Origin of the sequence: Pseudomonas sp. RA_105y_Pfl2_P56 (assembly GCF_963970845.1) — a bacterium.
Lineage (GTDB): Bacteria > Pseudomonadota > Gammaproteobacteria > Pseudomonadales > Pseudomonadaceae > Aquipseudomonas > Aquipseudomonas baetica_A.
The window spans coordinates 45,356-65,440 of record NZ_CAXAPL010000015.1 but is presented as its reverse complement, the minus strand read 5'-3'; the positions used below and the strand labels follow the sequence as shown (position 1 = coordinate 65,440).

General features: G+C 61.2%; 20 protein-coding genes and 1 other RNA gene. 11 read left to right on the top strand and 10 right to left on the bottom strand.

What is annotated here, in order from left to right; all coding sequences use genetic code 11:
- Nucleotide 1 precedes the first annotated feature (1 nt).
- From ubiD to AACY11_RS12650, 3 genes are all read left to right on the top strand, one after another.
- Nucleotides 2-1,468 (top strand): 4-hydroxy-3-polyprenylbenzoate decarboxylase, encoded by a 1,467-nt coding sequence (gene ubiD / locus AACY11_RS12660; RefSeq protein ID WP_339430445.1) that lies wholly within the window; start codon nucleotides 2-4, stop codon nucleotides 1,466-1,468.
- Nucleotides 1,468-2,436 carry a CDP-6-deoxy-delta-3,4-glucoseen reductase gene (locus AACY11_RS12655; protein ID WP_339430444.1) on the top strand — a complete coding sequence of 323 codons (969 nt, stop codon included), beginning with the start codon at nucleotides 1,468-1,470 and terminating at the stop codon, nucleotides 2,434-2,436. Before ubiD ends, AACY11_RS12655 begins: the two co-directional genes overlap by 1 nt.
- Nucleotides 2,437-2,632: 196 nt before the next feature.
- Entirely contained in the window at nucleotides 2,633-3,301 is a 669-nt protein-coding gene (locus tag AACY11_RS12650) for a gamma-glutamylcyclotransferase (RefSeq protein WP_339430443.1), read from the top strand.
- Here the strand turns inward: AACY11_RS12650 and glpT are convergent.
- Entirely contained in the window at nucleotides 3,277-4,626 is a 1,350-nt protein-coding gene (gene glpT / locus AACY11_RS12645) for a glycerol-3-phosphate transporter (RefSeq protein ID WP_339430442.1), read from the bottom strand. The two genes, AACY11_RS12650 and glpT, sit on opposite strands and share 25 nt — an antisense overlap.
- Before the next feature lie 226 nt (nucleotides 4,627-4,852).
- Here glpT and AACY11_RS12640 point away from each other — a divergent pair, with 226 nt between their 5' ends.
- Nucleotides 4,853-5,482: a flagellar basal body-associated protein FliL gene (locus AACY11_RS12640; RefSeq protein ID WP_339494930.1), complete on the top strand. Its 630-nt coding sequence runs from the start codon at nucleotides 4,853-4,855 to the stop codon at nucleotides 5,480-5,482.
- Between the two features lie 17 nt (nucleotides 5,483-5,499).
- Here AACY11_RS12640 and AACY11_RS12635 read toward each other — a convergent pair whose 3' ends face one another.
- Entirely contained in the window at nucleotides 5,500-6,477 is a 978-nt protein-coding gene (locus tag AACY11_RS12635; RefSeq protein ID WP_339494915.1) for an NADPH:quinone oxidoreductase family protein, read from the bottom strand.
- Between the two features lie 150 nt (nucleotides 6,478-6,627).
- On the opposite strand from AACY11_RS12635, the gene AACY11_RS12630 reads away from it, so the two are divergent.
- Entirely contained in the window at nucleotides 6,628-7,035 is a 408-nt protein-coding gene (locus AACY11_RS12630; RefSeq protein ID WP_221730796.1) for a flagellar basal body-associated protein FliL, read from the top strand.
- Between the two features lie 19 nt (nucleotides 7,036-7,054).
- On the opposite strand, the gene AACY11_RS12625 is transcribed toward AACY11_RS12630, so the two are convergent.
- The 4 genes from AACY11_RS12625 to AACY11_RS12610 all read right to left on the bottom strand — a co-directional run bounded on the left by AACY11_RS12625 (nucleotide 7,055) and on the right by AACY11_RS12610 (nucleotide 12,430).
- The gene (locus AACY11_RS12625) at nucleotides 7,055-8,173 is read right to left on the bottom strand and encodes an ABC transporter permease (RefSeq protein ID WP_339494914.1); all 1,119 of its coding nucleotides are present in this window, start codon (nucleotides 8,171-8,173) and stop codon (nucleotides 7,055-7,057) included.
- Complete coding sequence (gene rbbA / locus AACY11_RS12620) at nucleotides 8,173-10,896, bottom strand: ribosome-associated ATPase/putative transporter RbbA (protein WP_339494912.1); 2,724 nt, start codon at nucleotides 10,894-10,896, stop codon at nucleotides 8,173-8,175. Before rbbA ends, AACY11_RS12625 begins: the two co-directional genes overlap by 1 nt.
- The gene (locus AACY11_RS12615; protein WP_339494911.1) at nucleotides 10,893-11,858 is read right to left on the bottom strand and encodes an HlyD family secretion protein; all 966 of its coding nucleotides are present in this window, start codon (nucleotides 11,856-11,858) and stop codon (nucleotides 10,893-10,895) included. The genes rbbA and AACY11_RS12615 overlap by 4 nt, the downstream gene beginning before the upstream one ends.
- A gap of 122 nt (nucleotides 11,859-11,980) precedes the next feature.
- On the bottom strand, nucleotides 11,981-12,430 hold the full coding sequence (locus AACY11_RS12610) for an EVE domain-containing protein (protein WP_339430438.1): 450 nt from the start codon (nucleotides 12,428-12,430) through the stop codon (nucleotides 11,981-11,983).
- 197 nt (nucleotides 12,431-12,627) lie between these two features.
- Here AACY11_RS12610 and AACY11_RS12605 point away from each other — a divergent pair, with 197 nt between their 5' ends.
- Entirely contained in the window at nucleotides 12,628-12,783 is a 156-nt protein-coding gene (locus AACY11_RS12605; protein ID WP_339430437.1) for a hypothetical protein, read from the top strand.
- 34 nt (nucleotides 12,784-12,817) lie between these two features.
- Here the strand turns inward: AACY11_RS12605 and AACY11_RS12600 are convergent, their stop codons facing one another.
- From AACY11_RS12600 to AACY11_RS12585, 4 genes are all read right to left on the bottom strand, one after another.
- Nucleotides 12,818-13,423: a 5-formyltetrahydrofolate cyclo-ligase gene (locus AACY11_RS12600; RefSeq protein WP_339430436.1), complete on the bottom strand. Its 606-nt coding sequence runs from the start codon at nucleotides 13,421-13,423 to the stop codon at nucleotides 12,818-12,820.
- Nucleotides 13,424-13,502: 79 nt separating this feature from the next.
- Nucleotides 13,503-13,681, bottom strand: a non-coding RNA gene (gene ssrS, locus AACY11_RS12595) — 6S RNA.
- A 30-nt stretch (nucleotides 13,682-13,711) separates the two neighbouring features.
- Nucleotides 13,712-14,029 (bottom strand): cell division protein ZapA, encoded by a 318-nt coding sequence (locus AACY11_RS12590; RefSeq protein WP_339430435.1) that lies wholly within the window; start codon nucleotides 14,027-14,029, stop codon nucleotides 13,712-13,714.
- Nucleotides 14,026-14,235 carry a TIGR02449 family protein gene (locus AACY11_RS12585; protein WP_221730788.1) on the bottom strand — a complete coding sequence of 70 codons (210 nt, stop codon included), beginning with the start codon at nucleotides 14,233-14,235 and terminating at the stop codon, nucleotides 14,026-14,028. Before AACY11_RS12585 ends, AACY11_RS12590 begins: the two co-directional genes overlap by 4 nt.
- Nucleotides 14,236-14,364: 129 nt before the next feature.
- On the opposite strand from AACY11_RS12585, the gene AACY11_RS12580 reads away from it, so the two are divergent.
- The 5 genes from AACY11_RS12580 to AACY11_RS12560 all read left to right on the top strand — a co-directional run bounded on the left by AACY11_RS12580 (nucleotide 14,365) and on the right by AACY11_RS12560 (nucleotide 19,979).
- Nucleotides 14,365-14,925, top strand: a complete 561-nt coding sequence (locus AACY11_RS12580; RefSeq protein WP_221730787.1) for a YecA/YgfB family protein — start codon at nucleotides 14,365-14,367, stop codon at nucleotides 14,923-14,925.
- A gap of 27 nt (nucleotides 14,926-14,952) precedes the next feature.
- Entirely contained in the window at nucleotides 14,953-16,287 is a 1,335-nt protein-coding gene (gene pepP, locus AACY11_RS12575; protein WP_339494909.1) for a Xaa-Pro aminopeptidase, read from the top strand.
- Nucleotides 16,284-17,471 (top strand): 2-octaprenyl-6-methoxyphenyl hydroxylase, encoded by a 1,188-nt coding sequence (gene ubiH / locus AACY11_RS12570; RefSeq protein WP_339494908.1) that lies wholly within the window; start codon nucleotides 16,284-16,286, stop codon nucleotides 17,469-17,471. The genes pepP and ubiH overlap by 4 nt, the downstream gene beginning before the upstream one ends.
- A 109-nt stretch (nucleotides 17,472-17,580) precedes the next feature.
- Nucleotides 17,581-18,798: a 2-octaprenyl-3-methyl-6-methoxy-1,4-benzoquinol hydroxylase gene (locus AACY11_RS12565; RefSeq protein WP_339430501.1), complete on the top strand. Its 1,218-nt coding sequence runs from the start codon at nucleotides 17,581-17,583 to the stop codon at nucleotides 18,796-18,798.
- 176 nt (nucleotides 18,799-18,974) lie between these two features.
- Complete coding sequence (locus AACY11_RS12560; protein ID WP_339464658.1) at nucleotides 18,975-19,979, top strand: extracellular solute-binding protein; 1,005 nt, start codon at nucleotides 18,975-18,977, stop codon at nucleotides 19,977-19,979.
- Nucleotides 19,980-20,085: the final 106 nt, after the last annotated feature.

Here is a 20,085-nt window from a genome sequence, read left to right as displayed (position 1 = left end):
AATGAAATTCAAGGATCTTCGGGATTTCGTGCAGCAGCTTGAGCAGCGCGGAGAGTTGAAACGCATCCAGATTCCCGTCTCGCCGGTGCTGGAAATGACCGAGGTGTGCGACCGTACGCTACGGGCCAAGGGCCCGGCGCTGCTGTTCGAGAAACCCACCGGCTACGATATCCCGGTGCTCGGCAACCTGTTCGGCACCCCTGAGCGGGTGGCGATGGGCATGGGCGCCGAGTCGGTCAGCGAGCTGCGCGAAATCGGCAAGCTGCTGGCGTTCCTCAAGGAGCCGGAGCCACCGAAGGGCTTGAAAGACGCATGGTCGAAACTGCCGATCTTCCGCAAGATCATCTCGATGGCGCCGAAAGTCGTCAAAGACGCGGTGTGCCAGGAAGTGGTCATCGAAGGCGACGACGTCGACCTGGCCATGCTGCCCGTGCAAACCTGCTGGCCCGGCGATGTCGGCCCGCTGATCACCTGGGGCCTGACCGTCACCAAAGGCCCGAACAAGGACCGCCAGAACCTCGGCATCTACCGCCAACAAGTGATCGGCCGCAACAAGGTCATCATGCGTTGGCTCAGCCACCGTGGCGGCGCGCTGGATTACCGCGAATGGTGCGAGAAACACCCGGGCCAGCCGTTCCCGGTGTCCGTGGCCCTTGGCGCTGATCCGGCGACCATTCTCGGCGCCGTGACCCCCGTGCCGGACAGCCTCTCCGAATACGCTTTCGCCGGTCTGCTGCGTGGCAACCGCACTGAGTTGGTGAAGTGCCGCGGCAACGACCTGCAAGTGCCGGCCAGTGCCGAGATCATCCTTGAAGGCGTGATCCATCCCGGCGAGATGGCCGACGAAGGTCCGTACGGCGACCATACCGGCTACTACAACGAAGTCGACAGCTTCCCGGTGTTCACCGTTGAGCGCATCACCCACCGGATCAAGCCGATCTACCACAGCACCTACACCGGCCGTCCGCCGGATGAGCCGGCCATTCTCGGCGTGGCGCTGAATGAAGTGTTCGTGCCGATCCTGCAGAAGCAGTTCCCGGAGATCACCGACTTCTACCTGCCGCCCGAAGGCTGTTCGTACCGCATGGCCGTGGTGACGATGAAGAAGTCGTATCCGGGGCATGCCAAGCGCGTGATGCTCGGTGTCTGGTCGTTTTTGCGACAGTTCATGTACACCAAGTTCGTTATCGTCACCGACGACGATATCAACGCCCGGGACTGGAACGACGTGATCTGGGCCATCACCACGCGCATGGACCCCAAGCGCGACACGGTGATGATCGATAACACGCCGATCGACTACCTGGACTTCGCCTCGCCGGTCTCCGGCCTGGGTTCAAAAATGGGCCTGGATGCCACCCACAAGTGGCCGGGCGAAACCACTCGTGAGTGGGGCCGCGTGATCGTCAAGGACGACGCCGTCACTCAGCGGATCGATGCCATCTGGAATCAGTTAGGAATAGATTGATGCGTGTAACCCTGCAGCCCTCCGGAGCGGTGCTTGAGATACAGCCCGGTGAGCGGATTCTCGATGGAGCGCGGCGCCTGGGCTACGACTGCCCGCAAAGCTGCCGCAATGGTAATTGCCACGTGTGTGCGGCGCTGCTGGTGGAAGGCCGTGTCGAACAGGCCGGCAAGGTGCACGATCATGGCGAGTTCTACACTTGCATAGCCGAGCCGCTGGAAGACTGCGTCCTGTTGTGGGATGGCGTGCTCGCGCTGGGAGAGTTGCCGGTGCGCAGCCTGTCGTGTCAGGTCATCGAATGCCGGGACGTCGGTGGCGACACCTGGCGTGTGCGCCTGCGCGCGCCGGCCGGTAAACCGCCGCGCTATCACGCCGGACAATATTTGATGATCGAGCGCGAGAACGGCGAAAAATCGGCGTTCTCCATGGCCTCGGCACCGCACGGCGGACGTGATCTGGAAATCCACGTACTGGCGCGCGAAGCCAGTGCGTTGAGCCTGATCGAGCAACTGCAACGCAACGCGATGGTGCGCGTCGAGCTGCCAATGGGCGACACCCACCTCGCCGAACTGCCCGACGGGCCGCTGGTGTTGATCGCCGCCGGTACCGGCATGGGCCAGATTCACAGCTTGATCGAACATTGCCGCGCCAATGGCTTCAAGCATCCCGTGCATCTGTACTGGGGCGTGCGCCGTCCGGAAGATTTTTATGACATCGAACATTGGGACGAATGGCTGAAGCTGCCCAATCTGTTTCTGCACAAAGTCGTCAGCGACCAATGCGGCTGGGAAGGGCGCTGCGGGATGCTGCACGAGGCGGTCTGTGAAGACTTTCCGGATCTCAAGCCTCTGCACGTCTACGCCAGCGGCTCACCTGCCATGGTCTACGGCACGCTCGACGCTTTGGTCGAGGCGGGGATGGATGCCCATCAGATGCGCGCTGATGTGTTTGCCTACGCCCCACGTGCCTGAGTCGTTATAACTCGCTATATAGCTGATCGGTATTTATGCAATTACATAAATACCGGTAGGTTATATATCCACCAGGCAATTAATTAAGAACCGTGCCATGGCACTTAAATTGCCTTTAAACATATGTGCCTTATTGTTTCAGCGGTGCGTTCTATTAAGTAATTCATCACCCGCGGGGAGCTGAACGCTATTCGCCATGAGCGCCATTGAAAACGCTTTTCTGAACCTGGCTTACCCTCCGCGGCTCGATCTTGGGCCGCCGCTGACGCACGAACAACTTCTCGCCTCCATGCAATCGACCATGGCGCGCCACAAGGGTGGGCCGGTGTGGCTGTTCGCCTACGGATCGTTGATCTGGCGGCCGGAATGCACAGCGGTGGAGCGCGTGCGCGGGCGTGTGCATGGCTACCATCGTGGCTTGTACCTGTGGTCGCACGAACACCGGGGTACGCCGGAAATGCCCGGATTGGTCTTTGGTCTGGATCGTGGCGGCTCGTGCAGCGGCTTCGCCTATCGGCTGCCGGAAGACAATCTCGACGCGGCGCTGTATGCGCTGTGGAAACGCGAGATGCCGTTCCCGTCTTATCGGCCACACTGGCTCAACTGCCGGCTCGAAGATGGCAGCCAGGTTCAGGCGTTGGGATTTGTTCTGGAGCGACACCTGCCCAGCTATGCCGGCAACTTGCCGGATCATGTGCTGAGCCAGGTGTTTGAAAGCGCTTGCGGACGTTACGGCACGACTCGCGATTATGTCGAGCAGACCGCCCACGCCCTGCGCAGCCACGCCATGCCAGACCGGAATCTGGAGGCGCGGCTCAAGCGCTGTCGATTAAAAGCCGATCAGGCGATGGCTTCGCGGCTCTGACTGGCGACTTGCTTGTGCCAGAGCGTTGGGGCCAGGAAGGCCATCGCCAACAGGCAAGCGCCGACCAGCAGGACGAAACCGCCGTCCCAGCCGAAGTGGTCCACGGTGTAGCCCATCGCGGCACTGGCCGCGACCGACCCCCCCAGATAACCGAACAGACCGGTGAAGCCCGCAGCGGTACCGGCAGCTTTCTTCGGCGCCAGTTCCAGCGCCTGTAAGCCGATCAGCATCACCGGGCCGTAGATCAGGAAGCCGATCGAGAACAGGGCGATCATGTCGACGGTCGGGTTGCCGGCCGGGTTGAGCCAGTAAACCAGCGTCGCGACAGTCACCATCGCCATGAACACCATGCCGGTCAGGCCGCGGTTGCCACGGAAGATCTTGTCCGACATCCAGCCGCACAGCAGCGTGCCCGGAATACCGGCCCACTCGTAGAAAAAATAGGCCCACGAGGTTTTATCCACGGTGAAACCCTTGGCTTCCTTGAGGTAGGTCGGTGCCCAGTCGAGTACGCCGTAGCGCAGCAGGTAGACGAAGACGTTGGCCATGGCGATGTACCAGAGCATTTTGTTGCGCAGCACGTATTTGACGAAAATTTCCTTGGCGCTGAATTCGTCTTCGTGGCTGGAATCGTAGCCTTCCGGGTAATCGTTCTTGTACTTCTCGATCGGCGGCAGGCCGACCGATTGCGGGGTGTCGCGCATGGTAATGAAGGCAAACACCGCCACGCCCAGCGCTACCGCTGCCGGTACATAGAACGCTGCGTGCCAGTCGTTGAACAGGCCCATGCCGATCAGGAACAGCGGGCCGATCAGGCCACCGCCGACGTTGTGCGCCACGTTCCACACCGAGACCACGCCGCCGCGTTCCTTCTGCGACCACCAGTGCACCATGGTGCGTCCGCTCGGCGGCCAGCCCATGCCCTGGGCCCAGCCGTTGATGAACAGAAGAATGAACATCATGGTCACGCTGGACGTCGCCCAAGGCGCGAAACCGAAAACGAACATCACCCCCGCCGACACCAGCAAGCCGAACGGCAGGAAGAAGCGCGGGTTGGAACGGTCGGACACCAGGCCCATGAGGAACTTCGACAAGCCATACGCAATGGCAATCGCCGACATCGCCAGACCCAGATCGCCACGGCTGTAGCCTTCGTCGATCAGGTACGGCATGGCCAGGGAGAAGTTTTTGCGCAGCAGGTAATAACCCGCGTAGCCGATGAAAATACCGGCGAAAATCTGCCAGCGCAGGCGTCGGTAGGTGCTGTCTATTTTTTCTTCAGGCAATGGAGCCTGATGTGCGGCAGGACGAAAGAAAGCAAACATTCAAGAGCTCCAGATTTCTTGTTTTGACTGCGGATGCGAATGTTACAGTTTCGTTACCGAAAATAGCACCGGTTCGCATTGGCAAAACAGCGGAAAATGTTGGAAGTCGCATGTTCTTTTACGAACCTGTCGCTCAGCTGTAAAAACAGGGCGTTTTTGTCGCGTCCAATACGTTGTGTCTTAGACTCGCCGTCAGTAACCCCCACTGCTTCAGCAGAGTTGAATGATGGCCCTGAAAATTCGCAGGTTGGTGCCCCGATTGTTAGTCGCGATAGCGCTCACTGTTTCGGTGCTGGCGCTGAGTTTCGCGCAGTACCCGGTTGCGCCGGGATTGCGCAACGTCACCGTGCTGATCGTTCGCCACGCCGAAAAGCCTGATGTGGGCAGACAACTCAATGCTCGAGGCGAGCAACGCGCGGTTGCCTATGCCGACTATTTCACCCCGTTGAAACTGGCGGGCGAAATACTTACGCCCCAGCGCCTGATCGCGGCCGGCGATACCGCTGAGAGTGCCCGCTCGCGCTTGACCCTGACCCCGCTGGCCGAGCGCCTGCAGTTGCCCATCGAGCAGCCTTACGACAATGGCGACTTTGAGCAACTGGTCAAAACGCTGCGCAAGAGCAATCAGGCGCATACGCTGTTGATCGCCTGGCATCACGGTCACATCAATAAGCTGATCGCGGAGTTCGGCGGCGATGGCCCGGCACTCACTGGCCGGCCAAAGTGGCCGGATAACGTCTACGACTGGCTTATCGTGCTGAGCTTCGATGACAAGGGGCGTCTGATCCAGTCGCAAAGTCAGAAAATTCAGGAGCATCTGCTGCCGGGCGACCTCCAAGGCGCGTCCGGCGGCTGACGTCTGCGCAACAGCGTTTAGCGCACCTGCACCACCACCTTGCCCACCGCTTTTCGCTGGCCAAGATCATTGATCGCCTGCGCCGCATTGCTCAGCGGATACACCTGCGACACCAACGGTTTTAACTTGCCTTCGGCAAACCAGCCGAACAACTGCTGGAAGTTCGCTGCGTTGTCTTGCGGCTGGCGCTGGGCGAAGGAGCCCCAGAACACGCCGACCACCGCTGCGCCCTTGAGCAGGGCGAGGTTGACTGGCAGTTCGGGAATGCGGCCGCTGGCGAAGCCGACGACCAAGAGGCGGCCGTTCCAGGCGATGGCGCGCACGGCTTGATCAAAGAGATTGCCGCCGACCGGGTCATAGATCACGTCAGCGCCTTGGCCGTCGGTGAGGCGTTTGATTTCGTCCTTGAGGCTGGTTTCGCTGTAGTTGATCAGTTCATCGGCGCCGGCTGCCTTGGCCACCGCGAGTTTTTCCGCGCTGCTGGCGGCGGCGATGACGCGGGCGCCCATGGCTTTGCCGATTTCCACGGCAGCCAGACCGACACCGCCGGATGCACCGAGCACCAGCAGGGTTTCGCCCGGTTGCAGGTTGGCGCGTTGCTTGAGCGCGTGCATCGAGGTGCCGTAGGTCATGCTGAACGCGGCGGCAGTGTTGAAGTCCATCGACGGCGGAATCGGCAGCACGTTGTAGCCCGGCACCGCCACTTGCTCGGCGAAACTGCCCCAGCCGGTCAGGGCCATGACCCGGTCGCCCACCTTCAGATGGCTGACCTTTTCACCGACGGCGCTGACCACGCCGGCCGCTTCACTGCCCGGGGAGAACGGGAAGGGCGGCTTGAATTGATATTTGCCCTCAATGATCAGCGTGTCCGGGAAGTTGACCCCGGCGGCGTGCACGTCCAGCAGGATTTCGTTCTTCTTGGCGACAGGACTGGCGACGTCTTCCAGCACCAGCGACTCGGCAGGGCCGAAGGCTTTGCACAGCACGGCTTTCATCAGGGCTATTCCTTTGGGAGTGATGGCCGATAAGTGTAGGTGTGTCAGTCAACGGGTCAACGAGCATACCCGGCCCTGATAGTCAGCCATAAGCTTGTGCTTGCGCGGCGGGCCGTTATGCTAGGCCGCAAACCGGATAAGGAGCGAATTGTGAAAGCGTGGATCATGTTGTTGCTGGCCCTGTCTCTGCCTGTGGCAGCGCTGGCCGAAGAAGCCAAAGAAGGTGAGGCGCCGAAGGTCAACTACATCACCCTGAGCCCGCCGTTCGTGGGCAACTACGGGTTGGACGGCACGCCGAAACTGAAGGTCTACAAGGCCGATGTGGCGCTGCGCGTAACGGGCGAAGAGGCGACCAAGCTGGTCAAGGCCAACGAGCCGCTGATCCGCAATCAACTGGTGGCGCTGTTCGCCCAGCAAACCACCGAGGCGATGGGCAGCATCGATGGCAAGGAAAAACTGCGTCAGGAAGCGCTGAAGCAGACTCAGCAAGTGATGAATGACGAGACCGGTAAACCGGTGGTTGAGGATCTGTTGTTCAACAACCTGATCATTCAGTAAACCATCGCCTCGCCGCTGTTCAAGACGCCAGGCTCTTGCGGAATCGCAGCAGGGCAATGACGAAGAACAGCAGGCCGATGGCCGTCAGCGCCAGTAAGTCCGGCGAGACCACGCTCAGCCCGGCGTCGCGAAACAGTATCGCGGCGCTGAGGCTGACAAAATGCGTGGAGGGCGACCCCTGCATGACCCACTGCAACCACTGCGGCATGCTGTCCAGCGGCGTGCTGCCGCCCGACAGCAGCAACATCGGGATAATCACCGGAATGGCCAACAGGCCGAACTGTGGCGTCGAGCGCGCCAGCGTTGCCAGGAAGATGCCCAGCGCGGTACTGGCAAACAGATAAACCGCAGTCACCAGCAAAAACAGGCTCATCGAGCCCGACAAAGGCACGCCCAGTGCCCCTTTGACGACCACCTCCAGCGACAGCCAGGTGCACAGCACCACCACCAGCAGGTTGCTCCATATTTTCGCCAGCATGATTTCCATCGCCGTCAGCGGCAGCACCAGCAAGTGGTCGAGGGTGCCGTGTTCGCGTTCGCGCAGCAGTGCCGTGCCGGTCAGGATGATGGCCAGAATGGTGATGTTGTTGACGATCTGGATCACCGCCAGAAACCAGCCACCCTCAAGATTGGTGTTGAACAGGGCGCGACTGACCAGTTTCACCGGGGCTTTGGCCGCGGCCTCGCTCTGCCCGCCATAGGCCTGCAGTTCACGCTGGAATATCCGGCTGATGTAGCCGGCGCCCATGAACGCCTGGCTCATGGCCGTGGCGTCGACATTGACTTGAATGGCCGGTTGGCGTCCGGCGAGCAGATCGGTCTGAAAGCGCGCCGGGATGTTGATGACGAACGTGTACTGGCCGCTGTCCATGACCGGGTCCAGTTGCGCATAGGGCAGCAGCTCCGGTGTCTGGAACTCCGGCGGTTGCAACGCCTGAGCCAGTTGGCGCGAAAGGGCGCTGTGGTCTTCGTCGACGATGGCCACGCTGGCGTTGTGTACGCCGATCACCGAGCCGGCGGCGGGCATGTAGATCGCCACGGTGAAGGCGTAGAACAGGAACAGCAGCAACACGCTGTCGTGGCGCAGACTGGTCAGCTCTTTGAGCCCCAGGCGCAGGATGTGCGCAAACTTGTGCATCAAACCTCCTGCTTCTTCAGCATGACCAGGCTCAGCCCGGTGAACCCGACAAAGAATCCGAACAAGGCCAGGCATTGCGGCCAGAGCTGGCGCAGATTCAGCGCTTTGGTAAACGTGCCCACCGCGATGTCGAGGAAATGGCCGGCCGGAAACAGCATGCCCATGACCGCCGCCGCCCCTTCGAGCGAAGAGCGCGGCACGATCAGCCCGGAAAACTGGATGGTCGGCAGGCTGGTGATGATCATGGTGCCGAGGATCGCGGCGATTTGCGTGCGAGTGAAGGCCGAGATCAGCAGGCCCATGCTGGTGGTCGCCAACACGTACAGCAAACCACCGAACGCCAGGGTCAGCAGGCTGCCCTTGAACGGCACGCCGAACAGCCAGCGGTTCATCGCCACCAGCACGGCGAGGTTGACCAGACTGATCAGCAGATACGGTGCCTGTTTGCCCAACAGAAATTCCAGACGGGTCAGGGGCGTGGCGTAGAAGTTGGTGATCGACCCCAGCTCTTTCTCACGCACGATACCCAGCGCGGTCAGCATGGCCGGAATGAACGCCAGGATCAGCGCCATGACCCCGGGGCCGATGGCATTGACGCTGACCACATCCTGGTTATAGCGAAAGCGGGTTTGCAGGCTGGCGGCCGGCGGGCGGCTTAACGCCGGACTGCTCTGTTCGGCCAGTTGTTGAAGATTGGCCAGATGCACGGCTTCGACGTAGTTGCGGCTGGTTTCGGCGCGAAACGGCATGCCGCCATCCAGCCACGCTGCCACTTCGGGCTGGCGCCCGGCGTAGAGGTCACGGCCGAAGCCGGGCGGGATCTCAAGCGCCAGTTTGATTTCCGAGCGTTGCAATCGTCGATGCAGCGCTTGGGCGTCGTGAATGGTTGGCTGTTCCTCGAAGTAGCGCGAGCCGCGAAAGGCTTCCAGATAAGCCCGGCTCTGCGGCGTTTGATCCTGGTCATAAACGGCGAACGCGAGGTTTTCGACGTCCAGGGAGATCCCGTAGCCGAAAATCACCATCATGAAAATCGCCCCCGCCAGCGCAAACACCATGCGTACCTTGTCGCGCAGCAATTCCTTGCCTTCGCGACGGGCCACCGCCAACAAGCGACCGAGGCTCAAACCTTGCTGCTTGACCGGCTCAGTCGCGGCCGCTGGCGCCATTGGCGGTTCGGCTGCGGGGTGCGATTCGGCCTTGCCCTGGGCCTGTTCCAGGCAGGTCACGAAGGCCGCTTCCAGCGTGTCGCCGGCGAACTGACGTTGCAGCGCGGCCGGCGTGTCGCAAGCCAATACTTTGCCCGCGTGCATCAGTGAGATGCGGTCGCAGCGCTGGGCTTCGTTCATGAAGTGGGTCGACAGGAAAATCGTCACGCCTTGATCGCGGGACAACTCGATCAGCAACCGCCAGAAGTCGTCGCGTGCCGCGGGGTCGACGCCTGAGGTCGGCTCATCGAGGATCAGCACTTCCGGGCGATGCAACACCGCCACCGCCAGCGAAAGGCGTTGCCGCAGCCCCAGAGGCAACGCGCCGGACGGCTGGTCAGCGACGTCGAGCAGATTGAAGCGCTGGATCAGCCCGTCAATGCGCTGCGCACTCTCGGTTTTGGGCAAGTCGAACAACCGGGCGTGCAGGTCGAGGTTCTGCCGCACACTGAGTTCGCCGTACAGCGAAAAGCTCTGGGACATGAACCCGACCCGCTTGCGCGTGCCCAGATCCTTGGCGTTCACCGGGTTGCCCAGCAACGTCGCGCTGCCTTCGCTGGCCGGCATCAGCCCGGTCAGGACTTTCATGGTGGTGGTCTTGCCGCAGCCGTTGGAGCCGAGAAAGCCGAAAATCTCGCCGCGACCGATGGCGAAGCTGACGTGATCCACTGCCGTGAAGTCGCCGAAACGCAGGGTCAGGTCATGGGCTTCGATGGCGATGTCGGTGTTGCCCTCGGCGCGGGGCGCAATCACCAGCGGCTGAGCATCGTGATCGCTGTCACCCTGAAAATGCGTAAAGGCGTCATCGAGTTTGCCACTCGGGGTCACGGCTGCCAGTTCATGGCTCAGCCCGGTGGCGATCAACTTGCCGCCATCGAGCATCAGGCACTGTTCGAACTGTTCGGCTTCTTCCATGTAGGCCGTGGCCACCAGCAGGGTCAATTGCGGGCGCTGGCGTCGCACATCGTCGATCAGCTCCCAAAAGCGCCGGCGCGAGAGTGGATCGACGCCGGTGGTCGGTTCATCGAGGATCAGCAGATCCGGTTCATGAATCAGCGCGCAGCACAGCCCCAGCTTCTGCTTCATGCCGCCGGACAACTTGCCGGCCGGGCGATCGGCGAACTTCAGCAGATCCGTGGCGAGCAGCAGGTTGTGCATGCGTTGCTCGCTTTCGGCATTCGACAGGCCAAAGAGTGTGGCAAAGAACTGAATGTTCTCGGTGATCGACAGTTCGGGATACAAGTTGCCGCCCAGCCCCTGAGGCATGAAGGCGATGCGGGCATAGAGCGTGTTGCGATGGTGGCGATCCTGAATCGGGCCGCCCAGGACGTCCAGTTGGCCTTGTTGCAGGGCTTTCACGCCGGCGATCAGTCCCAGCAGACTGGATTTGCCCGCGCCATCAGGGCCGATCAGCCCGCAACGGGTGCCGACCGGCAGGCTGAAGGCAATGTCGCTCAACGCCTGCTGTTTACCGTAGCGGTGGACGATACCGGTCGCCTGAACCGCGCAGTTGCTCATTGCAAATTGGCCGGCCAGGCAATTGGCGCGGTGCGCACATAGCCGGCACCGGGCATGCCGGGTTTGGCCTGCGGCACGGCGCTGGGTTGCACCAGTTGCAGCTTGACGCGGAACACCAGTTTTTGCCGCTCGTCGCGGGTCTCGACCTCTTTTGGGGTGAACTGCGATTTGGCGGCAACGAAGCTGATTGTCGCGGGCAACGGCTTGTCTGGCAGGGCATCGAGCAGGACTCGCGCTTCATCGCCCACCGCCAGGCGCCCAGCCACGGAGGCTGACAGGTAAAGATTCATGTATTGGTCGTTAGGGTCGATCAACAACAACACCCGACCGCCAGCCCCCAGCACCTCGCCGGGCTCGGCCATGCGCAACTGGATCACTCCGTCGATGGGCGCGCGCAAGCTGCTGTCATCGATCTCACTGGTCAGTTGCGCCACTTGCGCCTGCGCCGCCCCGATCGCCGCCCCCACCGCAGACACTTGGGCCCGGGCTGCGTTGACGGCGGCGTTTCCGGTGCCGATGCGTGATTGCAACTGATCGATGACCTGGGCGCTGACGTAACCGTGCTTGAACAGCGATTGGGATCGGCCAATCTCTTGCTGGGCCAGCAGCAACTCACTCTGGCGCAATTGCACATTGGCCTGCGCGGCGTTGAGGTTTTCCCGGGCGCGCAAGACTTCGGCTTCGGCCTGGTTGCGCTCGGCCTCGAGGGTGCGGGTGTCCATGCGGGCGAGCAGTTGCCCTTTGCTGACCTTGTCGCCTTCATCGACCAGCACCTCGGCCAGGCGGCCGGGCGTCTTGCTGGCGATCTGCACCTCGGTGGCTTCCAGTCGTCCATTGCCCAGCGAAAGGCCTTCGGGCATGCGGTTGCTTACCGAAAGCCAGTAACCGAAGCCACCCGCTCCCGCCAGCAGAACCAGGAGAGCCCCGGCGTATATGAGTGAAGATCGGCTGTGCGTTGGCATGAGGGCATCCTGCGGCTATTGCGTCCAGTCTGACGGTTCAAGCGACGGCGTCGCTTGATGTCAATCAAATGAGCGCCAAGCCTAGCCCTTTTTGCAGGTAAAAAACGGTGACCGAAGAGTTATCAGCGTAATCCGAGTACCGCTGCCCATTGCTGGGCTGTGACGGGCATGACTGAAAGGCGACTGCCTTTTTGCACGAGTGGCATTTCGGCCAGCGCGGTCTGCTGCTTGAGGTAGTCCAGCTTCAAGACCCGGGCAAATGTTTCGACATGGGCGACATCAATCGCGCTCCAGGCGTTTTTCTCTGGTGTGGCCTTCGCGTCGAAGTAATGACTCTGCGGCTCCAGAGCCGTCGGATCGGGGTAGGCCGCTTGAATGATTTTGCCAATCCCGGCAATGCCCGGCTCAGGGCAACTGGAATGGTAGAAAAAGAACTCATCGCCCACCGCCATCGCCCGCAGGAAGTTGCGCGCCTGATAGTTGCGCACCCCGTCCCAGCGCGCTTTGCCGAGTGTCTCCAGGCCTTTGATTGAGAGTTCGTCGGGCTCGGATTTCATCAGCCAATAGGCCATGTGTTTTTCTCCTGGCGGAATGGGTGGGCAAGTTGTCGGGCAATTTTATGACAAACCGACGGTCGGTTGACGTCAGCGTTTGCGCACAGGTTCACGTTGCCGCAAAATGCCGGCCTTTAAAGCTTGACGCTGCTGCACGGCCTACGAACGGAAACCGCTGCTGTCATCGTGATGAGGTGCCTTGAGGGGGGCAATCGATGAAACGCAAACCGGATTTGCTATGGACTTTGGTTATTTTGTTTGGCTTGGGCGTCGTGACCACCGGTTACGCGCAGAGCCTGTGGACCAACAAGACCGACGCACCAATCGAAGTCGCGCAACAGGTTCAACAGTCGACCGCGTTCAAACGCTGAACTGTCTTTTCGACGCCGCTGATCTGCGCGGCGTCTATCGCGCGAAATACCACGCCTTATCGGTGACCGTGCCTTGCAACGGTACATCCCAGCTCGCCTGCGCCAATCGTTCGACTTTCTGACATTCATGGGCAAGCCCCAGCAGCGTCGGCTTGCGCCAGTTCTTGCGCCGCGCCAGATACGCGAGGCTGCGATCATAGAAGCCGCCGCCCATTCCCAGTCGACCACCGACGTCGTCGAATCCCACCAGCGGCAATAACACCAGATCCAGTGTCCAGATCTTGCGCTGGCGAGCCAGATTGGCGCGCGGCTCGAGAATGCGGAAGCGATTGGGTTTGAGTTTTTCGCCGGGACGGATGCGCTGGAAAACCATTTTGGTGCGTGGCCAGGCGCTGAGCACCGGCAGGTAGGTAGCCTTGCCCCGGCGCTGCGCTTCACGTAGCAGCATGCGTGGGTCGATTTCACCGTCGGTGGGCAGGTACAGGGAAATGTGTTTTGCCCGGCGAAAATGCGGGTCTTGCGCCAGTTGCCGGAACAGCCCCTTGGCGGCCTGGCGTTGTTCGCCCGGTGTCAGTGAACGGCGTGCCTTGCGCAGCAGGCGGCGGAGTTGCGGGCGGGGCAGTAGCGCGGGTTCGGTCATGGTTCGGCTTCGGCAGGTTGGACGAAAACGTACGCATAAAAAATCCGATGTCGGCATTCACCGACATCGGATTCGAATCAGGCTCCCCGGATGAACCGCTGTCAACTTAGCCCTTGAACCCGAAAGTTCAAGGTGGAAGATGCAGTAGACTTTAAGGCTTTCCGTCTGGCGGACATGCACACCAGCCCAACGTGCAACTTCCAGGGTAGTGCGAATCGGCTCAGGGACATCGTCAACTGGCAAGCACCCCAGGGAGTGCGGCGAGTATACCTCAAGCGGCCTGGCGAATCAGCCTTTGCTGACGTCCGGATCTTCGGCCAGCACCAGATCGACACGATCGAGCAAGTCGCGTACCTGTTCACGGGTCGAGCCGCTGGCCTGAATATCCGGGCGCTCTTCTTTGTGCAAGAGATCGTGGGTGATGTTCAGCGCAGCCATCACGGCAATGCGGTCGGCACCGATGACTTTGCCGCTGCTGCGGATCTCGCGCATTTTGCCGTCCAGGTAGCGTGCGGCACTGACCAGATTGCTGCGTTCTTCCTGCGGGCAGATGATCGAATACTCTTTGTCGAGGATCTGCACGGTAACGCTATTGCTTGAACTCATGAGTCTTGCTCCAGGGCCTTGAGGCGCGAAATCATCGATTCGACCTTACGCCGGGCGATTTCGTTTTTTTCAATGAGGTGAGCGCGTTCCTCGCGCCAGGTCTTTTCCTGAGCAAGTAAGAGTGTATTTTGACTCTTTAGTTGCTCGACTCGGGTAATCAGTCTTTCGAGTCTGGCCATCAGCGCTTGCAGGTCGGTGTCTTCCATTGGGGTTCACTGAGTTCGTGTCTGACGGGAGGTGACAGCCGGACAGCCTTTAATAGTCTTGGCGAGTCTGTCGATGTAGGATACAAGGCCTTCATTCTAGACATAGCGCCGTCTGGCGCCTAGCTGCCCATGACCATTGCCAATTCCCCGTACCAAGCTTTTGCCACCCTGCTGACTGCCAGCGGCCACAACGTCTCGCCTGCCGAACTGCATGGCCTGCTGCTCGGACGCAGTTGCGCCGGTGCCGGCTTCAATGCCGAAGAGTGGCTGATCGATGCCGCCGAACTGCTGGAAAGCGAGCCCCAGGACAACGTCCGCAACGCCCTGATCGGCCTGCAAGAGATGGTCAAGGGTGAGTTGACCGGCGACGACGTGACGGTCGTTCTGCTGCTGCCAACCGACGATGCCCCACTCGCTGACCGCGCTGCTGCACTGGGCCAATGGTGCCAGGGTTTCCTCAGCGGTTTCGGCCTCAACTGCCGCGACAGCAGCATGCTCAGCACTGAAGCCACCGAAGTGCTGCAGGATCTGGCAGCGATTTCCCAGGTGCAAGATGCCCTGGAAGAATCCGAAGACGGCGAGACCGACTACATGGAAGTCATGGAGTATCTGCGCGTCGCGCCGCTGCTGCTGTTCTCGGAAACCAAGAAAGCCGATGTGCCGCCAGCCGCCAAGCCGTCGCTGCATTAATCGCGATCCAGGGAAAACCATCTGCCCATGACCCATATCCCGAAAGCTGAATACAGCCGTCGCCGCAAGGCCCTGATGGCGCAGATGGAACCCAACAGCATCGCGATCCTGCCCGCCGCCGCAGTTGCCATCCGCAACCGCGACGTCGAGCACGTCTACCGTCAGGACAGCGATTTCCAATACCTCAGCGGGTTTCCCGAACCTCAGGCCGTGATCGTCCTGATGCCCGGCCGCGAGCATGGCGAATACCTGCTGTTCTGCCGTGAGCGCAACGCCGAACGCGAATTGTGGGACGGCTTGCGCGCCGGTCAGGAAGGCGCGATCCGCGACTTCGGTGCCGACGACGCTTTCCCGATCACCGACATCGACGACATCCTGCCGGGCCTGATCGAAGGCCGCGACCGGGTGTATTCGGCGATGGGCAGCAACCCTGAATTCGATCGGCACCTGATGGACTGGATCAACGTGATCCGCTCCAAGGCGCACCTCGGCGCCCAGCCGCCGAACGAATTCGTTGCTTTGGATCATCTGCTGCACGACATGCGCCTGTATAAATCGGCGGCAGAAGTGAAGGTGATGCGCGAAGCGGCACGAATCTCGGCCCAGGCGCACATTCGCGCGATGCAGGCCAGCCGCGCCGGGCTCTACGAGTACAGCCTCGAAGCCGAACTGGATTACGAATTTCGCAAGGGCGGGGCGAAGATGCCGGCCTACGGTTCGATCGTCGCCGCCGGACGCAACAGCTGCATCCTGCATTACCAGCAGAATGACGCGTTGCTCAAGGATGGCGATCTGGTGCTGATCGACGCCGGTTGCGAGATCGACTGCTATGCCAGCGACATCACCCGCACCTGGCCGGTCAACGGCAAGTTTTCGCCCGAGCAGAAAGCGATTTACGAACTGGTGCTGGCCTCCCAGGAAGCCGCCTTCGCCGAAATCGCCCCGAACAAGCACTGGAATCAGGCACACGAAGCCACGGTTCGGGTGATCACTACAGGTCTGGTGAAACTGGGCTTGCTGCAGGGCGAGGTTGACGAGTTGATCGCCAGCCAAGCCTATAAAGCCTTTTACATGCACCGCGCCGGCCACTGGCTGGGCATGGATGTGCACGACGTTGGCGAGTACAAGGTCGGCGGTGAATGGCGCGTGCTGGAAGTCGGCATGGCGCTGACCGTGGAGCCGGGCATCTACATCGCCCCGGACAATCAGAACGTAGCGAAGAAATGGCGTGGCATTGGCGTACGCATCGAGGACGACGTGGTAGTGAGCAAGAGTGGCTGTGAAATCCTGACCCGCGGCGTACCGAAAACCGTCGCCGACATCGAAGCGCTGATGGCGCAAGCACGGACACACGCAGCATGAGTCGAGTCAATCTGGCAATCATCGGTGGCGGCCTGGTCGGTGCCAGTCTGGCATTGGCCCTGCAGGCCGGAGCCAAGGCCCGCGGCTGGAAAATTGTCCTGATCGAGCCGTTCGCCCCCGGCGACAGTTGGCAGCCAAGCTATGACGCGCGCTCGTCGGCGCTGTCCTTCGGCTCAAGACAGATTTATCAACGGCTGGGCGTTTGGCAGGAAATCTCCCGCCGCGCCGAGCCGATCAAACAGATTCATGTGTCTGACCGTGGGCGTTTCTCCACCGCGCGTTTGTCGGCGATGGAAGAGGGCGTGCCAGCGCTCGGGTACGTGGTGGAAAACGCCTGGCTCGGCCAGTGCCTGTGGCAGCACATAGATAAAGAAGTGATCAGTTGGCGCTGCTCGGCTGAAGTCACGCGGATGGAGCCGCTGCCCGACGGCTATCGCCTGACCCTCAACGATGAAACCACCCTTGAATGCGACCTCGCGGTGTTGGCCGATGGCGGTCGCTCGGGCCTGCGCGAGCAATTGGGTATCAACGTGCGCAAGCGTCCGTACAACCAGAGCGCGCTGATCGCCAACATCACTCCGAGCGAAGCGCACAACGGCATGGCCTTCGAGCGCTTCACCGACGAAGGCCCTATGGCACTGCTGCCGCTGCCGGAAAACCGCTGCGCACTGGTCTGGACTCGTCTGGGCATGGATGCGCAACGGCTGGCCGACCTGAGCGAGCGCGACTTCCTCAGTGAGTTGCAGGGCGTGTTCGGCTATCGCCTCGGCACCTTGAAGCAGGTCGGTGCACGACATTTGTATCCGCTGTCGCTGGTGGAGGCCGAAGAGCAGGTGCGCTCGCATCTGGCCGTGCTTGGCAACGCTGCGCACAGCCTGCATCCCATTGCCGGGCAAGGCTTCAACCTGTCATTGCGTGATGCCGATGCCCTGGCTTGCGCCTTGCTCGGCAGTGACAAACCGCTGGGCGACTTCGCCACGTTACAGGCGTACCGCGAGCGCCAGCGTCTGGATCAAGACCTGACGGTGGGTTTCTCCGATCAGGTCACGCGTTTGTTCGGCAGTTCCCAGCCTTTGGTGTCGTTAGGCCGCAACATCGGTTTGCTCGGCCTTGATCTGCTGCCCCCGGCCAAGCGCTGGTTTGCCCGTCAGGCCATGGGTTTGGGAACGCGTCCGGATGCTTGAGCGGCTGGCCGGCACTTTCACTTTCAGGATCGCGCCGCCAACTGGCGTGGTCGGTAAAACCCTTTACGTGCGGCTCAAGCCGCAAGCGAGACAGGCTTAAAGCATGGAAATGCGCGCAGATCTGCTGATTGTCGGAGCCGGAATGGTCGGCAGCGCTTTGGCGCTGGCGTTGCAGGACAGCGGGCTGGAAGTCCTGCTGCTCGACGGCAGCCCGCTGAGCGTCAAACCCTTCGATGCCGACGCGGCATTTGAACCGCGGGTGAGTGCGCTATCGGCCGCCAGCCAGCGAATTCTCGAACGCCTTGGCGTGTGGGACGGCATCGCCAAACGACGCAGCAGCCCTTACACCGACATGCATGTCTGGGACGGCAGCGGCACCGGGCAGATCCATTTTTCGGCGAGCAGCGTGCATGCCGATGTGCTTGGCCATATCGTCGAAAACCGCGTAGTGCAGGATGCCTTGCTCGACCGCTTGCATGACTGCGACCTGGGCATGTTGGCCAACGCCCGACTGGAGCAGATGCGCCGCTCGGGTGACGATTGGTTGCTGACCCTGGCCGATGGCCGTCAATTGCGCGCGCCGTTGGTGATCGCGGCCGATGGTGCCAACTCGGCGGTGCGCCGCCTGACAGGCGTGGCCACTCGCGAGTGGGATTACCTGCATCACGCCATCGTCACCAGCGTGCGCAGCAGCCAACCGCATCAGATGACCGCATGGCAGCGCTTTACCGATCACGGGCCGCTGGCGTTTCTGCCGCTGGAGCGTGACGGGCAGCAGGATTGGTGCTCGATCGTGTGGTCGACCACGCCAAGTGAGGCCGAGCGTCTGATGGCGTTGGATCAGACAGATTTCTGCCGCGAGCTGGAACGCGCCTTTGAAGGTCGACTTGGCGACGTGATCAGTGCTGATCCACGCTTGTGCGTGCCGCTGCGTCAGCGTCACGCCAAGCGTTATGTGGCCGAAGGCCTGGCGCTGATCGGCGATGCCGCACACACCATTCACCCGTTGGCCGGGCAAGGCGTGAACCTGGGCTTTCTTGATGCGGCGGTGCTGGCTGAAGTCCTGTTGCAAGCGGCGGAGCGCGGCGAGCGTCTGGCCGATGTGAAAGTGCTGAGCCGTTACGAGCGTCGGCGCATGCCACACAATCTGGCGCTGATGGCGGCGATGGAAGGCTTTGAACGGTTGTTCCAGGCCGATCCGTTGCCGGTGCGCTGGTTGCGCAATGCCGGGTTGAAGCTGGTTGAACAGATGCCGGAGGCCAAGGCGCTGTTTGTACGTGAGGCCCTCGGCCTGACCGGTGATCTTCCGGCCCTCGCCAAGCCCTGAGATTTTCATTGAGGCTACTGCCCCCTTCGCGAGCTTGCTCGCGAAGGGGGCAGAACCGACAGCACAAGTTACAGGCTGCGCAACATCTGGTAACTCCTTGGGAAAGTGTTCGATTGAGAACCTAAATGTGAGTCCTTATCATTTGGCCCACCTTTTCCGACCGAGAGATCACTCCCATGTTGGCACCCAAGCGTCTTCTGACCGCACTGGCCTTGACCCTGATCGGCACCGCCACCGCCCAGGCCGCCGACGAGGTAGTGGTTTACTCCTCGCGTATCGATGAACTGATCAAACCGGTATTCGATGCCTACACCGCCAAGACCGGGGTGAAGATCAAGTTCATCACCGACAAGGAAGCGCCGCTGATGCAGCGCATCAAGGCCGAAGGCGAAAACGCCACCGCCGACCTGTTGCTGACCGTCGATGCCGGCAACCTCTGGCAGGCCGAGCAAATGGGCATTCTCCAGCCGTTCACTTCCAAAGCCATCGATGCCAACATTCCCGCCCAATACCGCTCGTCCACCCATGCCTGGACCGGCCTGAGCCTGCGTGCGCGGACCATCGCCTATTCCACCAAACGGGTGAAACCGGGCGAACTGACCACCTACGAAGCGCTGGCCGACAAAAACTGGGAAGGCCGCCTGTGCCTGCGCACCGCGAAGAAGGTCTATAACCAGTCGCTGACCGCCACCATGATCGAAGTCCATGGCGCAGCGAAGACCGAAGAAATCCTCAAGGGCTGGGTCAACAACCTGTCCACCGACGTCTTCTCCGACGACGTCGCGGTGCTCGAAGCGATCAACGCCGGGCAATGCGATGCTGGCATCGTCAACACTTACTACTACGGCCGTCTGCACAAGCAGAAGCCGGATCTGGCGGTAAAACTGTTCTGGCCGAATCAGGCCGATCGCGGCGTACACGTCAACCTGTCGGGCATCGGTCTGACCCAGCATGCGCCGCACCCTGAGGCGGCCAAGGCGCTGGTCGAGTGGATGACCACCCCTGAGGCTCAGAAGATCTTTGCCGACGTGAACCAGGAGTTCCCGGCCAACCCGGCGGTGGCGCCGTCCGAAGAAGTGGCAGCCTGGGGCAAGTTCGTGGCTGACACCTTGCCGGTGGAAGTGGCAGGCAAGCGCCAGGCTGAAGCGATTCGGTTGATGGATCGTGCCGGCTGGAACTGAGTCTGCTGCTTGCTCACCGTTGATCGTTCCCACGCTCCGGGTGGAACGCAGCCCCCGACGCTGCGCGTCGATTTGCTGAAACCCTGACGCGGAACCTCATAAGATG

Coding starts and splice junctions, on each gene's coding strand:
- ubiD (WP_339430445.1), top strand. CDS start 2: ATGAAATTCAAGGATCTTCGGGATTTCGTGCAGCAGCTTGAGCAGCGC.
- AACY11_RS12655 (WP_339430444.1), top strand. CDS start 1,468: ATGCGTGTAACCCTGCAGCCCTCCGGAGCGGTGCTTGAGATACAGCCC.
- AACY11_RS12650 (WP_339430443.1), top strand. CDS start 2,633: ATGAGCGCCATTGAAAACGCTTTTCTGAACCTGGCTTACCCTCCGCGG.
- glpT (WP_339430442.1), bottom strand. CDS start 4,626: ATGTTTGCTTTCTTTCGTCCTGCCGCACATCAGGCTCCATTGCCTGAA.
- AACY11_RS12640 (WP_339494930.1), top strand. CDS start 4,853: ATGGCCCTGAAAATTCGCAGGTTGGTGCCCCGATTGTTAGTCGCGATA.
- AACY11_RS12635 (WP_339494915.1), bottom strand. CDS start 6,477: ATGAAAGCCGTGCTGTGCAAAGCCTTCGGCCCTGCCGAGTCGCTGGTG.
- AACY11_RS12625 (WP_339494914.1), bottom strand. CDS start 8,173: ATGCACAAGTTTGCGCACATCCTGCGCCTGGGGCTCAAAGAGCTGACC.
- rbbA (WP_339494912.1), bottom strand. CDS start 10,896: ATGAGCAACTGCGCGGTTCAGGCGACCGGTATCGTCCACCGCTACGGT.
- AACY11_RS12615 (WP_339494911.1), bottom strand. CDS start 11,858: ATGCCAACGCACAGCCGATCTTCACTCATATACGCCGGGGCTCTCCTG.
- AACY11_RS12610 (WP_339430438.1), bottom strand. CDS start 12,430: ATGGCCTATTGGCTGATGAAATCCGAGCCCGACGAACTCTCAATCAAA.
- AACY11_RS12605 (WP_339430437.1), top strand. CDS start 12,628: ATGAAACGCAAACCGGATTTGCTATGGACTTTGGTTATTTTGTTTGGC.
- AACY11_RS12600 (WP_339430436.1), bottom strand. CDS start 13,423: ATGACCGAACCCGCGCTACTGCCCCGCCCGCAACTCCGCCGCCTGCTG.
- AACY11_RS12590 (WP_339430435.1), bottom strand. CDS start 14,029: ATGAGTTCAAGCAATAGCGTTACCGTGCAGATCCTCGACAAAGAGTAT.
- AACY11_RS12585 (WP_221730788.1), bottom strand. CDS start 14,235: ATGGAAGACACCGACCTGCAAGCGCTGATGGCCAGACTCGAAAGACTG.
- AACY11_RS12580 (WP_221730787.1), top strand. CDS start 14,365: ATGACCATTGCCAATTCCCCGTACCAAGCTTTTGCCACCCTGCTGACT.
- pepP (WP_339494909.1), top strand. CDS start 14,953: ATGACCCATATCCCGAAAGCTGAATACAGCCGTCGCCGCAAGGCCCTG.
- ubiH (WP_339494908.1), top strand. CDS start 16,284: ATGAGTCGAGTCAATCTGGCAATCATCGGTGGCGGCCTGGTCGGTGCC.
- AACY11_RS12565 (WP_339430501.1), top strand. CDS start 17,581: ATGCGCGCAGATCTGCTGATTGTCGGAGCCGGAATGGTCGGCAGCGCT.
- AACY11_RS12560 (WP_339464658.1), top strand. CDS start 18,975: ATGTTGGCACCCAAGCGTCTTCTGACCGCACTGGCCTTGACCCTGATC.